Source organism: Lysinibacillus sp. NPDC047702, assembly GCF_050272555.1.
Taxonomy (GTDB): domain Bacteria; phylum Bacillota; class Bacilli; order Bacillales_A; family Planococcaceae; genus Lysinibacillus.
Map to the genome: position 1 here is coordinate 66,832 of NZ_JBNNMG010000004.1, position 13,120 is coordinate 79,951.

Here is a 13,120-nt window from a genome sequence, read left to right on the forward strand (position 1 = left end):
GCTTTATAATACTACTAAGTTAGTCCTAGTTTTTTAAGTTAAATTCCCTAAAAAAATGCTAAAGCAAAAAGATTTAAGGAATAGGGGTAATAATAGAGTAATAAACTAGAATTCAGCCATGGGGCATAAGTGGTAATAATTAATAAATCGTTATAAAGGATAATAATGTAAATTGAAAGGGGATTAATATGGAATATCAAGTTGAAGTCTTACTAGAAAATCACGATAACTTTACTACATTTTTAAATACCAAGATAAAAGAGTACAATAATGAACATTCATCATATCATAAAGAAAGTAGACAAAAAGGTTCTATTCGTCCGTTAAACCTAATTGTCACAGATTCTCATCAACAATGGATTGGTGGCATCACAGCTGATGTTTATTGGGGATGGGTAGAAATCAACAAGTTTTGGTTTAGTAAAGAATACCGTGGAAAAGGTATCGGTGGACAACTATTGACGAAAGCTGAAGAAACAGCCAAGCAGATGGGGGCTACGAAGGTATTGTTAACTACATATGACTTCCAAGCACGTACATTTTATGAAGCAAAGGGCTATCAAGTTGTTGGGGAAATAAAAGATTATCCTCCTGGAAGCAGCTATTACACAATGGTAAAACATCTAGTTTAAATTTAGTGGGGCTGTCGCAATATTTCTTTTCGACAGCCTTTTGTCATAAATTAATTTATATATTTGAATAACACTAATACAAGGCTTGAAGTAATTAAATAGACAAGCTCTACAAATTATTATATTACTTCTACGTTGCTGAATCGTAATATCCAACCCCATCAAGCGATTAGTCGTCATTTTTCCATTCTGTAAATCCTTTAAGTGTGGAGTATTAAGTTGTCCATCAATAATGTTGAAACATTATGTAGAATGATTTGGTAAGAAAAAAGCTCAAGCTCAAAATTAAATTACCTGGGCTCTTCTGGTATAATATTAAATTGTTTTAGCCATTGTTATATTCGTAATTTCATAACCCATTTTTTCATATAAGCCACGTGCAATTTTGTTATGACCAAAAACGTTTAAACCAATTTTATTTATACCTAACTCTTTAGCAATAGTTTCAATTTCTTTCATTGCTTTCTTAGCATAACCCTGTCCTTGATATTGTTCAAAAATCAGAAAATCATAAATAAAACCTTCATTAGGTTTTGTAGGACCTTTTTGTGCAATCCAAATCATTCCAACTAAAATATCATTGTTAAAGATAGAGAATAAATGATTATTCTCGGTTTTCTCATCTTTTGGTAGCAGTTGATCAAATGATTTCTTCGACAAATCAATTGCTTCATCTTCACTCCAGTTTCCAGAAGCGATTTTGTCTTTTGCATAATCTTCTACTGCGAAACTGATATATTGTTTGAACTCTTCTTGGTTCATATTTTTTAATGTAATCAATTTATTTTCCTCCCACTCTATTTTTCAATCTTAGCATTTTTTAAAATTTCTTAATAATAATTGCTCTCACTTCATTTATTTACTACTTCATTGTTGAATTGTAATATACAGACCAATTAAACGATCAGTGGTCATTGTACCATTCTGTAAATCTTTTAAATGTTATTCCTGAATAATGCCGTCTTTAACATACTCCTCTATATGTGGTTGATACATTCCAGTTGGCATCCATAAAAATAGACGCTGTTGTTTTACAGCAGTTAAAGAGTTATCGAACAGCTGTTAAAGCACTGTTACTGTCGCATGGTCGGAAATTACAAGACGATATTTCGAAAGATAGTTCTTTTATTTTTATATCGCCAAACACTGCAGAACCTTTTGTTTCTACAGGATGAAATGCCATTTTCAACCGTATTGTAGCAGCAGCTGGATTGCCAGCTACCACTATACACGGATTAAGGCACACACACGCTACAATTTTGATGAATAATGATATTCCTGTGAAAGCCATTGCCGAACGATTAGGGAATACACCTGAAATAATCCATACAACATACGGGCATGTATTGAGAGAAAAGGAAGATAAAATTATCGATATATTTGACCGTGTGATTGAAAATGGGGCTAAAAGTGGGGCTAGTTCATAACTAACCCCTACTTAAACCGCTATATATAGGCATTATCAAAGACATTATTATTCGAATGGTTCTAGAATAGCTTCAATTTCTGCGCGTTTTTCTTCTAAAAATGGTGGAAGATCAAGCTCCTTGCCAAGATCCTCTACTGCTGAATCAACTGTAAATCCTGGACCGTCTGTAGCCATTTCAAATAAAATACCATTGCGATCTCTAAAGTAAAGACTTTGGAAATAATAACGATCCACAACACCCGTACTATCAAAGCCTCGCTCCTTAATTTTGACATCCCATTCCTGTAATTCTTCGACTGTCTCCACACGTAATGCAAGGTGATGAATGCTACCTCGTCCTGGTTTTTCACTTGGTCCTTCTAATTCCTTGACAATAATTTCGCCTAGTACTTCACCTGCAATGGATTGCAGCACTACCTCTTTTTCATCTTCTGTAATAACTGTATAACCAAATAAATTCTTTAATAAATCCACCGTTCTTTGTAAGTAACGAACTGTTATTTCCACTGTGCCCATTCCTAGAATACGATGCTCTTCAGGAATTTCAGTGCCATCCCAAGTCTGCCAATGGGCTGGTGTTTCGTGACCATGATGGTTTAAAAGCACCATCCGTAAGCCTTCATGATCTTCAAAAAACAATGCATCTTTTCCTGCATAGGTTGCAATATCACTGTGTTTGACCTCTAACTGTTGAAAACGTTCTTGCCAATATTGCAAACTAGCATAGCTTGGCACAAGTAGGCCAATGCGAGTAATGGCATTTGTGCCTCGAACTGTACGTCCTGCGACAGGCATCTCAAAAAATGTTAATTCAGTACCTGCTGCTCCTGTTAAATCTCCATAAAATAAGTGATACATCGATGGCGAATCCTGATTCACTGTCTTTTTCACTCGACGTAAACCTAGAATTTTTGTATAGAAATTATTATTGCTTTTGCCATTTTTCGTTAGCATGGATATATGGTGGTGTCCACTTAATTTGTTCATGATTCATTTCCTCCTCGTTTTCACTTGACTAAGCAAGTGATAATCTAAAAAAAATCACAGCGGCGGTAATTTTTTTTCACGACTATACTTTTCAAGCTTAGACATAAGTGTATATAAAGATTTCATTTCTTCTTCTGTTAATACCTCTTCAAAAAATGAGGATTGAAAGTGTAGCTGACTTGGTGTCGCAGCATCAATCAATTGCTCGCCTTTTGCAGTTAATGAAATTGTTTTCGTTTTCCAATTTTGCTTGCGTTCAATAAGTCCTTCTTTTTCAAGTCTCGCAAGCATTCGAGACATCCCGCCTTGCGTGACGGTTACTTTCTCTGCCAATTGTGATTGTGTAATCGGTGCATAAGTCTTGATTTGAATAAGAACATCGAACTGAGCAGTTGTTAAATCAAATCTCTTTAAAAATTCATTAGATAGCTGATTACTTTGTGTTGTAAAGCGCATCATTCTAATCCAAGTCAGTGACCCAAGTGTATGTTTTCGCATCGCTTCATCCTCCTTTCAATCATCACTTTACCACGCAAGTGATAAACAAGCAAGAAAAATATCTCGAATTCAAGATAAAATTCAGTGTGAAGCTCACACTATATAATGCCATGTGTGGTAATCGGATATAAATTACCTTTAAAAGCAAATGAAATCCTTCCCGTTTCTTCAGATACCACCATAATTAATGCATCACTTACTTCACTTAATCCTAATGCTGCTCGATGCCTTGTTCCTAATTTCTTCTCCCCCATATAACGTTCTGATAGTGGTAAGACATTTGCCGCCGATTCAATTAGATTTTGGTTTACTAAAACAGCGCCATCATGTAGAGGGTTTCCTGGAAAGAAAATAGTTTCTAATAAAGAATGGGTTAACTCGGCCCCTATATGAACCCCGGGCTGTATAAGTGATTTTAAGGAGTCTTCTCGTTCAATAACAATTAATCCTCCATGTCTTCGCATAGACATATTCTGAACACAATGTGAAAGCTCCGGATATTTTTCAGTAAACGGAGAAAGATAGCAATTTAAATAAAACGTTGCTGCTTTCATTTCAATCGTAATAAATTTCTCTTTAATCTTTTCAAAATTCCCAAGCAGACAATTTGTATCTATATCCATGGCTTCTACACTTTGCTGTAATGTAACGATGACCTGCAAAAGCTCATCTTTTAACGTTTGTTTCATTGGTGAAAGATCACAATTTATTGGATTCATATAAACATACCTCACTTTCAAATATCTTTTTTAGTTTCTCTAGATAGGTTGTTTTTATTCGCTAATAACAAAGAAAAGGCAGTTTCTTGTTAAACAAAAAACTACCTTGATTCAGCTTAAAAAGCTATCAGTCGATCACTAGTATTTGCTAGTAATCCATAGCCTGGTGCAAAAAACTGGTCAAAGGATGTTTCAACTACATTTTCAAACATTCCTTCTGGGGTCGTGAGCGAGTAATGAATGGCACGTACATATCCTTGATCTTGAGCCGTTCCGCTTAAGCGAGTAATGATTGCCCCTTCCTTTAAAGGCTTTGTAAAAGAGTATTTGACACCATCCATTTCAAAATTAAAGGCTTGGTCAGTTTCCTGGTACGTAATGTAGTAATAATCCTCAGCCTTAAAGTAATAATCGGCTGTTCTTTTGTAGACTCTTTTTCCTGCAATATTCTGATATTCTAGCTTTTGTAGCCTATCATTTGGTAAAAAGGACGTAATCACTGGAGATTCATTTGGCATTTTTATAGCTAGCACATTTTTAGGAACGGTATACATTTTTCCATTAACCGCGATTAATGCGATATATTCATTTTCTGTATAGAACGATACTTCATCAAATCGTTTCAGCTCTACCTGTTGAGAATGATCTATACCTTTAGCAATAACACCGTAGCGGATATAACGTTTGCCTTGATTATTCACAGGCTTCAATAGATTTGCTGGCATATAGCCTCTTTCCCCTGTCATGAATTGTACCCTAAGGTAACCGTTGACCTCTATCCCTAAAGATTGAATAGCAGAACCCTTTGGATAAGCAAACATTTTATTCAGGGAATTAACATCATTTAATGTAGACGGTGGATTCCATTCGATTGTTCTAGCTCCATTCATTGGACCCATTAGCAATTGTGTATCTGTTGTTACTGCATAATAGCCTTTATCTCTTGTCGTTGTTTCTACAATTCTAATATCAGTACCATCAACATTACCACTAACTATATTTCCTTCTTCCAAACTATAAACATAATTTAATTTCCCCTTGTCAAAATAAACCTCTGCAGAATAATTTCCTGGTACATGCTCGCTCAATAAATGCTGCCCATATGCTAAATCTATCATTGGGTATTTTTCTTCAAAATAGGCTTTTGTTCCTTGACGATTACTCACAATATAAGCGGGATTGTTATAAAAGGAAGAGCGAATTTCTGTAGGCACTTCCTTAAAAATGACTAAATCTGTAGCTTGTACGCGGTAGCCTGAGCTCATCCAATAAAACGTTTTTTGGTCATATTTCTCTATATTATAGACGCGGAAAAAATTATTTCGTTTAACTGTCATAGAGGTGTATGTACCATTAGAATTTTTCTTATAGACTTTAACATCCTTTGAAAATGTCATTTTTCCTGTTTGTCCCTTTACGATTTCTGCTCCATCCCAGTTAACTTGCGCATTGGATTTGGGTGGGATAATAAAGAAGACAACAAGAATGAGCAGCGCTAGACTATATTTTTTCATTTGACCTCCACCAATAATATTCTAAGTTTTTTCATTTACTAGTATAGCAAATGAAAAATCACGTGTCGTTCGCCAATTAAACGATGACACGTGATTGCATTTACATATGTCCAGCACGAATTTTCTTTACAATACTAAAGGTTGTGTAGGCTGCAGCAGGTGCAAGTACTACAATAAAAATAAGCCAAACTGTTAAATTATCCGTAGTTTTTAATGTTTCATAATTTGTAATAACAAAAATGATAAGGCCAATTAGTAATAAATAGCTCAGCACATTTGGAAAAATAACGATTAATCGTAAAAGTGCTGGTGGCATTTTTTGCTGATTCATATAAACCACTCCCCTTTCACTCCATTATACGAAAATCATCTATTAACTTCACTATATTTCTTATTTAAACCAATTGTTTGTCAGCTATTTTAAACCTTATATCTTCCTGCTGAATGTTGTAGATTCTCTGCTGTTGTATTTAGCATATCAATAATTGTTGTCATTTCATTCATGCTCGTAGTTTGAACTTTTGCCTTTTGAGCAACTGCATCAACACTTTCAGAAGTCTGTTTTGCAAGTAATGAAACATCTTCCATCGTAGCCGTCACTTCCTCTGTACTTGCTGCAATTTCCTCAGTAGAACTAGACACTAAATCTACCTGTTCCGCTAATACTTGTACATCATTCGTAATGCCCTCAAAAGAATGCTGTACTTCATGGACAATGTCACGACCAGCCTGTAAAACCTCTGCAGTTGAATGGATAACAGATACAATATTTGCTGTCTCCCTTTGAACATTTATCACGACTTCAGATATTCGATCAGCCGCTACTTTTGAATCCTCAGCCAATTTGCGTACCTCTTCTGCCACTACCGCAAATCCTTTACCTGCATCTCCAGCACGTGCCGCCTCAATAGATGCATTTAGTGCCAATAAGTTTGTTTGGTCTGAAATGCCAGTAATAACATTTGTAAATTCACCAATCATGCCTGATAATTTTTCTAATTCATGCGTACTCTCAACGGAAAGATTTGTTTTATCATGAATTTGAACTAATTGATTTTGGAGATTATTCATTATTTGCAAGCCGTTACTCGCATTTTCTTCCGTATTACGGGAAATCGTAGATATTTCAGTGATTGATTCTGAAATATGCTGAATACTACGTGCCAATTCCTCCATAGAGTGGGCACTATCTTCCGTATTTTTTTGCTGATGAAACGAGGCTTGAGCAACCTGACTAGATTCTTCCTGTATCGTTTCAGATGAATTAAGTGTCTGATAAGCATTCTCTTGAATTATGTATGTAGCCTCTTTAATTTGGCTAGCCTCCTGCTTTAAGTCACTCATAATCAGTTGGAAATTTTCCATCATACCGTTACACGATGCTACTAACTGACCTATCTCATCTTTAGCTTTGACGTTGATACGTTTGGTTAAATCGGCCTCACCCTTGCTAATTTCTTCTAATGAGTTACGAACACTTAAAATTCGAGTAACCTGCCTTGAAATTGATATACCTGTTGTTAAGAAAATAACACATACAACGATAAGTGAAGCAACAATTGTCCCCATTAAAATATGTGAAAGTACTACATTAGAAACAACAACAGCTAGATAAGTGCCATTTGAAAGAGGCTTCACATATTGTGTAACACGAGTACCATCATATTTGCCTGAAAATTCAGCTGCATCTGATGATGAAAATTGTGCGGGTGAAAAGCCAATGGATTCAAGATTTTTATCTGCCGTGGCTGTTATTGTCTCACCTTTGTCATTCACGATAGCTGCAAATAGAACAGTTGAGGATAAATATTTATTTAGCTGGTTTATATAATACTCACTTCCAATACTAGCCTCTAAATCTAATAATTGCTGTCCATGCCGTGCAACTTGCACAATCTGTGGAGTTGCTGGATTCCAACTACTTACACCAACAAATTTAAAAAATTCATCGTCCACATCACGAACTTGCGCCTTTTGTACAATTTCATTTGCACGACCATCTAAAAGCTGCATGTATTCTGCTGCCTGTCCGTTTGGATCAGAGCCGAAGTTAAAGTCAACTGTTGGTGCTACAGAAGTAACAGTTGTGTTTCCTTTATCATCCGTACTCCATATTTCATCAATACCTCCACGCTCAGCAATAGCCTTTAAATCCTCATATGTAGCGCCCTGATCAATAATATAAGAGGCCATGACTGACTCAGCAATCATTTCCTTTTCCATGATTTCTTCTGCCTTTTCTCTTGATTGAATAGCACCCTCAATTCCCATAACGATAGAGCTTGCAAGCGCCTCCCCATTGTTTTTTACACTTTTGTATGTTGCCTGATAAATATAAATAGAAAAAGCACCAATTATTACTACAACAATACCCATAATTTCTAGTAGCATTTTCCATTTCATAGATTTCCGCATATCCATAAATCCCCCCAAAAACATACGATTATTTCCATTTCATCATACAATATCAATTCAAGCGGTTTCATTAATTTTTTATTAAATCTAGAATAATAATTTTCTAGGGAAAATAAATTGTCACAATTTTGTAATAAATAGTCCAATTTTTCAGCCATGAAAAAATCTAAATAGTTTGGGCTATTTTATAAACAAAGCTAAGTAATATTAAAGTGATAAATTCTATCAGATTGTTATTTCTGAGCTTTTGGAAGTAATTTAACAAAGATATTAGGTATGAATTTTTACCTATATTTGAAACTATGTATATTAAAAAGCACCTTTAAATGAAACTTCATTCAAAAGGTGCTTGTCATTTTTATATTATATTAAAATAATTTATTGTTATACCAGGTAAACACTTCCTGATCAGATGTAAGAGCAGTTTGAGGAAAAATTTCCTGTGCTTCTGCTAAAAAAATTGGTAAATCATGCAGCATAAAACGTGCACTTAAATGGTTTAATAGTAAAAATTTTGCAGTTGCCTGTTGTGCGACCATTGCTGCCTCAACATTTGTAGAATGTCCATAGCTGGCTGCTAGACCCGATGTAGTGCCATCAAACGTAGCTTCATGAATAATAATATCGGCTTTATTTGCTAATAACACTGACTCCTGACAGTATTTTGTATCGCCTAAAATAGTCAGTGTAAAGCCTTTTTTGGGTGGTGAAACAACATCCTTCGCATGAATAATTGTGCCATCGTCAAGCTCTACATCTTTTCCACCTTTTAATTGTCCTAGTAAAGGACCTTTGGGAACACCAAAAGCCTGCACTTTATCCATTAACAGTTCACCCGGCAAATCTTTTTGCTCAATCCGATAGCCAAAGCATGGAACAACATGTTGAAGTTCTCCTGCAATTACCTTAAAATGTGCATCCTCATAAATTACACCCTCATGAACTTCAATAAACTGTATGGCATACGTTAAATGAGTTTTTGATAAGGCAAAGGTTTGCTCAACCCATTGCTGTAAACCTTTTGGTCCAAATATTGTTAATGGCTCATCCCCGCCCTGAAATGATCGAGAGCTTAGAAAACCTGGTAAACCGAAAATATGATCACCATGTAAATGTGTAATAAAAATTTTCGTAACTTTACGTGGTTTTAGAGGAGTATGCAAAATTTGATGCTGGGTCGCCTCCCCACAATCAAACAGCCACATTTCTCCTATCTCATCCAAAAGTTTAACCATCAGGGCGCTTGTATTTCGTTCCTTTGAAGGCATTCCTGCGCCTGTTCCTAAAAAATGTAGTTGCACATATGCCACCTCACTTCTATGTCTATCACTTTATTGTACATTATTGTGAACAATAAGAAAAACCTTTGGTAACAAGCTTTCCAAAGGTTTGATAATTATTTCGGCTCCCATGATACAAGTGCCGCATGAAAATCATGGCGATAATAATAACGTCCGTTCTTCTCCTCAATAAAGGGCTTGAGCGATTCCTCAACATGTGCTCTATTAAACGTAGTATTTAATATTTTTTTACTTTGAGTTGTGACAAGCTGCTCATAGCTTTCATATTCATAAACACGCTCTAATGGGATGATGTTACACTCAGCATATATATCCATTTCATAAAGTAAATTTAAAAATTCTATATAATCTCTTCGTGGAAACTTAATTTCATAGCCAAATTTTTCATGCAAAATATCATAATGCGGTTGAATTGGCCCTGTTGTCATTCCAATAATTGCTCTCTTTTTAGCGAGACGATTCATATGATGAAGTGCCGATTTAATTTCATACATTCGATAAAAACAATTGACGCCAATCACAATATCGTGAGCCTCTACCTCATCTTCCGCAAGACTTTCCCATTTTGTATGGATATAAGAAACGTGCTGTTTGTCCTGCATACAATTCTGAAGATAGCGAAGAATACTGGCTGAGCTATCAACACACGTTACCCTTTGCACATAATCAGCAATTGGAAATGTATAATTGCCCCAGCCGGGACCAATTTCTAATACAGAGTTCTCTGGTTGAATACGCTTTTTTATTTCTTGAAAAATCTTTGCAGCATAGGGATCTGTCTTTCCTATTTTTTTACGTGCAATGGACTGTACCCAGAATTGCTCTTCCAGCTGATCATCGACCATTCTTTCAGGCATTTGTCCATGCCAATCCTTCATACCTTCCTGCCATAATGCCTCATAATCAATGGCTAACGGTCCTTTTCTTGTCATACAGATACCTCTATATTCATGATTTCGTATATTTTATTTATATCGAGATTCGCACGAACATGCTTAGCGAGCATATTATAGGCATCTTCCCGACGCTCTGCATCACTTTTAACATCACTTGCTAAAGCAGGTAGCCCTTTTTTTATACGCAAATCATTGATAAGCTGTCGTGTAAAGTGACGGTTATGGAATAGGCCGTGAAAATACGTACCTATTACTTGCTCATCAGCACTTACTGCACCATCTACCCGCCCATCAGCTAATTGTAAAAATGGTGACACTTCATCACGTAAAATCCTTGTTCGTCCAAGATGAATCTCATAGCCAGAAAATGTATCCTGACCTCTTGTTCCGGTCATTTGCACCGTTTTTTTATCTCCAACGAAAACTGTTTCCATTGGCAATAATGCTAGCCCCAGCGCTGAATCTCCGCTTCCTTCTACAGCCTCTGGATCTAATAATGTTTCGCCAAGCATTTGAAAGCCACCACATATGCCAATAATTTTTGTTCCTTGCTGGCGTAAGTTAGCGATTGCTTGGTCGAAGCCCTGTTCCTTTAACCAAACTAAATCATCCATCGTATTTTTTGTTCCAGGTAGTATCAGTAAATCAGGCGTACCTAGCTCTTGAACGTTACCAATTAAACGAACACCGACCTCTGGCTCATCAAAAAATGGATCTACATCTGTAAAATTTGAAATACGCGGCAAACGAATCATGGCTACATCAATGGCGAACTCTCCAGGTTTAGGCTTTTTAAAGCGCAGAGCAGATAATGCGAGTGAATCCTCCGCTTCAATATTGACATCGACATATGGCACAACACCCAATACAGGAATGCCTGTTTCACGTTCTACCCATTCAATACCATCATCGAGTAATTCTCGCAAGCCTCTAAATTTATTAATGATGAGCCCCTTCACACGTGCGCGCTCTGACTCATCAAGCAATGCGAGTGTCCCTACAATAGAGGCAAAGACGCCACCTCGATCAATATCTGCAACTAGCACAACTGCTGCATCTGCTAAATGGGCCATTCGCATATTTGCAATATCACGATCTTTTAAATTGATTTCTGCAGGACTGCCCGCTCCTTCAAGTACAATGACATCATATGTATTTTGCAAAGTTCGTACAGATTTTTCTACAATGGGCATTGCTTCCTGAACAAATTGATTGCGGTAGCTTTTGGCGTCCATATTTAAAAAATGCTTACCATGCACAATGACTTCAGATACCATATCCTGCTTCGGTTTTAGCAGTATAGGATTCATATCAGTCGTAGCCACAACACGTGCAGCCTCCGCCTGTACTCCTTGTGCACGACCAATTTCGCCGCCCTCTTGCGTCACAAATGAATTAAGCGCCATATTTTGTGATTTAAACGGTACTACCTTTAGACCATCATCTGAGAAAATACGGCATAGCGCAGTACAAATCATACTTTTTCCTACATCTGAAGCTGTTCCTTGAATCATGATTGATTTTGCTGGCATCATCTTTTCCTCCATCTTAATAATTGAAGCTGGTTTTTACACAGATTTCTGCTGCTTTCTATATGCTTAAAATTCAAGACCTTTGACAGCTGGAATTCCCTCATCATAATAATGTTTTGTCGCCTCAATTGTTGACACCAAATCTGCCATGGCAATAAGTGCTGGATTTGCACTGCGTCCTGTTACGACTAAATGCATGGTAGAAGGACGCTGTTGTATGGCTTCAATAACTTCTGCTAAGGGTAGCACATCATCAATTGGAAACTTTGTGATTGCCAGCGCATTGTTCAGTTCATCTAAAACGAGTAAATCAATCATGTCGTCTTGCAGAGCTGCTTTTGTTTTTTTCCAAGCCTTTGCTAATGCAGCGCGATGCTCTTCTGGCGTTTTGGTCCAAGTAAAGCCAATTCCCATCTGCTCCATTTCCACGCCAAGCTTTCTTAGTGCAATTTGCTCTCCATATGTACGCTCTGGTGATTTAATAAATTGCATATAACGAACATTCAGGCCTCTTCCAACTGCGCGTAATGTGACGCCAAGTGAGGCAGTTGTTTTGCCCTTCCCCTCACCTGTATAAACTAAAAACAAGCCTTTTCTAGCCATTTTTTAAGCCTCCCTTAAAGCCATGTTGTTTTTTCTTCAAACGGGGTACGCTTCTTGTCTTTAAGCTCCTGCTCCTCTGGATAGCCTATAAAAATAGTACCTACTACTTTTTGCGATTGACTTGCTCCAATAAAGGTATGCATTCTTTCATCATGAACTAGCCCTACGCCACGTGTACGCCATACAAAGCCAAGCCCTAGCTCCTCTGCTGCAAGCCACATGGACATAATCGCACTACAAACAGCAAAGACGTTATCTTCTGTTGCATCAGCATCATCTTCCACAATATCTGCTGTTACCACAATGGCTACAGGTGTCGTTTGCACAACTTTCAATGAACTTTCTACCAAATTAGGCTTAGTTGGAAAACGTTCCTGTAAATAAGCATTTGCCATTTCCTCATAACGTTTCATTGCCTCATCTTGGATGATATAAAAATGCCAGGGCTCACGCATACGGTCATTTGGTGCATAAGTAGCCGCTTGTAAAATTTGCTCAATTTTCTCTTTCTCAACAGGCTCTGTTGTATAATTACGAATCGCTCGGCGATTTTTTAATGCCTCTATTACAGTCATGCTGTTCCCTCCATTTGAA

Annotated in this window: 15 protein-coding genes; 3 read left to right on the forward strand and 12 right to left on the reverse strand. The window is 36.8% G+C overall.

Features of this window, described 5'->3' with window-relative positions:
• Window positions 1-188: 188 nt before the first annotated feature.
• On the forward strand, window positions 189-632 hold the full coding sequence (locus tag ACQKIM_RS03455) for a GNAT family N-acetyltransferase (RefSeq protein WP_427539091.1): 444 nt from the start codon (window positions 189-191) through the stop codon (window positions 630-632).
• A 315-nt stretch (window positions 633-947) separates the two neighbouring features.
• Here the strand turns inward: ACQKIM_RS03455 and ACQKIM_RS03460 are convergent, their stop codons facing one another.
• Window positions 948-1,412 carry a GNAT family N-acetyltransferase gene (locus ACQKIM_RS03460; RefSeq protein ID WP_427539094.1) on the reverse strand — a complete coding sequence of 155 codons (465 nt, stop codon included), beginning with the start codon at window positions 1,410-1,412 and terminating at the stop codon, window positions 948-950.
• Window positions 1,413-1,633: 221 nt separating this feature from the next.
• Here ACQKIM_RS03460 and ACQKIM_RS03465 point away from each other — a divergent pair, with 221 nt between their 5' ends.
• Together ACQKIM_RS03465 and ACQKIM_RS03470 are read left to right on the forward strand one after the other, a co-directional pair.
• On the forward strand, window positions 1,634-1,807 hold the full coding sequence (locus ACQKIM_RS03465) for a hypothetical protein (protein ID WP_427539097.1): 174 nt from the start codon (window positions 1,634-1,636) through the stop codon (window positions 1,805-1,807).
• A 6-nt stretch (window positions 1,808-1,813) separates the two neighbouring features.
• Window positions 1,814-2,059 (forward strand): tyrosine-type recombinase/integrase, encoded by a 246-nt coding sequence (locus ACQKIM_RS03470; protein WP_427539383.1) that lies wholly within the window; start codon window positions 1,814-1,816, stop codon window positions 2,057-2,059.
• A gap of 47 nt (window positions 2,060-2,106) precedes the next feature.
• Here the strand turns inward: ACQKIM_RS03470 and ACQKIM_RS03475 are convergent, their stop codons facing one another.
• The 11 genes from ACQKIM_RS03475 to ACQKIM_RS03525 form a co-directional block, all read right to left on the reverse strand.
• Window positions 2,107-3,048 (reverse strand): ring-cleaving dioxygenase, encoded by a 942-nt coding sequence (locus ACQKIM_RS03475; RefSeq protein ID WP_427539100.1) that lies wholly within the window; start codon window positions 3,046-3,048, stop codon window positions 2,107-2,109.
• Window positions 3,049-3,102: 54 nt separating this feature from the next.
• On the reverse strand, window positions 3,103-3,546 hold the full coding sequence (locus tag ACQKIM_RS03480; protein WP_427539103.1) for a MarR family winged helix-turn-helix transcriptional regulator: 444 nt from the start codon (window positions 3,544-3,546) through the stop codon (window positions 3,103-3,105).
• A 98-nt stretch (window positions 3,547-3,644) separates the two neighbouring features.
• Entirely contained in the window at window positions 3,645-4,265 is a 621-nt protein-coding gene (gene cdaS, locus ACQKIM_RS03485) for a sporulation-specific diadenylate cyclase CdaS (RefSeq protein ID WP_427539106.1), read from the reverse strand.
• A gap of 116 nt (window positions 4,266-4,381) precedes the next feature.
• Entirely contained in the window at window positions 4,382-5,779 is a 1,398-nt protein-coding gene (locus ACQKIM_RS03490) for a hypothetical protein (RefSeq protein WP_427539109.1), read from the reverse strand.
• Window positions 5,780-5,879: 100 nt separating this feature from the next.
• Window positions 5,880-6,110: an acyl-phosphate glycerol 3-phosphate acyltransferase gene (locus tag ACQKIM_RS03495; RefSeq protein ID WP_427539112.1), complete on the reverse strand. Its 231-nt coding sequence runs from the start codon at window positions 6,108-6,110 to the stop codon at window positions 5,880-5,882.
• An 89-nt stretch (window positions 6,111-6,199) separates the two neighbouring features.
• Window positions 6,200-8,194: a methyl-accepting chemotaxis protein gene (locus tag ACQKIM_RS03500; RefSeq protein ID WP_427539115.1), complete on the reverse strand. Its 1,995-nt coding sequence runs from the start codon at window positions 8,192-8,194 to the stop codon at window positions 6,200-6,202.
• A 368-nt stretch (window positions 8,195-8,562) separates the two neighbouring features.
• Window positions 8,563-9,495, reverse strand: coding sequence for a ribonuclease Z (gene rnz / locus ACQKIM_RS03505; RefSeq protein WP_427539118.1), 933 nt, complete (start codon window positions 9,493-9,495; stop codon window positions 8,563-8,565).
• Between the two features lie 95 nt (window positions 9,496-9,590).
• Window positions 9,591-10,427, reverse strand: coding sequence for a class I SAM-dependent methyltransferase (locus ACQKIM_RS03510; RefSeq protein ID WP_427539121.1), 837 nt, complete (start codon window positions 10,425-10,427; stop codon window positions 9,591-9,593).
• Window positions 10,424-11,923, reverse strand: coding sequence for a cobyric acid synthase (locus ACQKIM_RS03515; RefSeq protein WP_427539124.1), 1,500 nt, complete (start codon window positions 11,921-11,923; stop codon window positions 10,424-10,426). The genes ACQKIM_RS03510 and ACQKIM_RS03515 overlap by 4 nt, the downstream gene beginning before the upstream one ends.
• A 66-nt stretch (window positions 11,924-11,989) precedes the next feature.
• On the reverse strand, window positions 11,990-12,526 hold the full coding sequence (locus ACQKIM_RS03520; protein WP_427539127.1) for a cob(I)yrinic acid a,c-diamide adenosyltransferase: 537 nt from the start codon (window positions 12,524-12,526) through the stop codon (window positions 11,990-11,992).
• A 14-nt stretch (window positions 12,527-12,540) separates the two neighbouring features.
• Window positions 12,541-13,101: a nitroreductase family protein gene (locus ACQKIM_RS03525; RefSeq protein WP_427539130.1), complete on the reverse strand. Its 561-nt coding sequence runs from the start codon at window positions 13,099-13,101 to the stop codon at window positions 12,541-12,543.
• Window positions 13,102-13,120 lie beyond the last annotated feature (19 nt).

What these genes read in the sequence shown, in the direction of transcription:
- ACQKIM_RS03455 (WP_427539091.1), top strand. Translation starts at nt 189, where the DNA reads ATGGAATATCAAGTTGAAGTCTTACTAGAAAATCACGATAACTTTACT.
- ACQKIM_RS03475 (WP_427539100.1), bottom strand. Translation starts at nt 3,048, where the DNA reads ATGAACAAATTAAGTGGACACCACCATATATCCATGCTAACGAAAAAT.
- ACQKIM_RS03480 (WP_427539103.1), bottom strand. Translation starts at nt 3,546, where the DNA reads ATGCGAAAACATACACTTGGGTCACTGACTTGGATTAGAATGATGCGC.
- cdaS (WP_427539106.1), bottom strand. Translation starts at nt 4,265, where the DNA reads ATGAATCCAATAAATTGTGATCTTTCACCAATGAAACAAACGTTAAAA.
- ACQKIM_RS03490 (WP_427539109.1), bottom strand. Translation starts at nt 5,779, where the DNA reads ATGAAAAAATATAGTCTAGCGCTGCTCATTCTTGTTGTCTTCTTTATT.
- ACQKIM_RS03495 (WP_427539112.1), bottom strand. Translation starts at nt 6,110, where the DNA reads ATGAATCAGCAAAAAATGCCACCAGCACTTTTACGATTAATCGTTATT.
- ACQKIM_RS03500 (WP_427539115.1), bottom strand. Translation starts at nt 8,194, where the DNA reads ATGCGGAAATCTATGAAATGGAAAATGCTACTAGAAATTATGGGTATT.
- ACQKIM_RS03510 (WP_427539121.1), bottom strand. Translation starts at nt 10,427, where the DNA reads ATGACAAGAAAAGGACCGTTAGCCATTGATTATGAGGCATTATGGCAG.
- ACQKIM_RS03515 (WP_427539124.1), bottom strand. Translation starts at nt 11,923, where the DNA reads ATGCCAGCAAAATCAATCATGATTCAAGGAACAGCTTCAGATGTAGGA.
- ACQKIM_RS03520 (WP_427539127.1), bottom strand. Translation starts at nt 12,526, where the DNA reads ATGGCTAGAAAAGGCTTGTTTTTAGTTTATACAGGTGAGGGGAAGGGC.
- ACQKIM_RS03525 (WP_427539130.1), bottom strand. Translation starts at nt 13,101, where the DNA reads ATGACTGTAATAGAGGCATTAAAAAATCGCCGAGCGATTCGTAATTAT.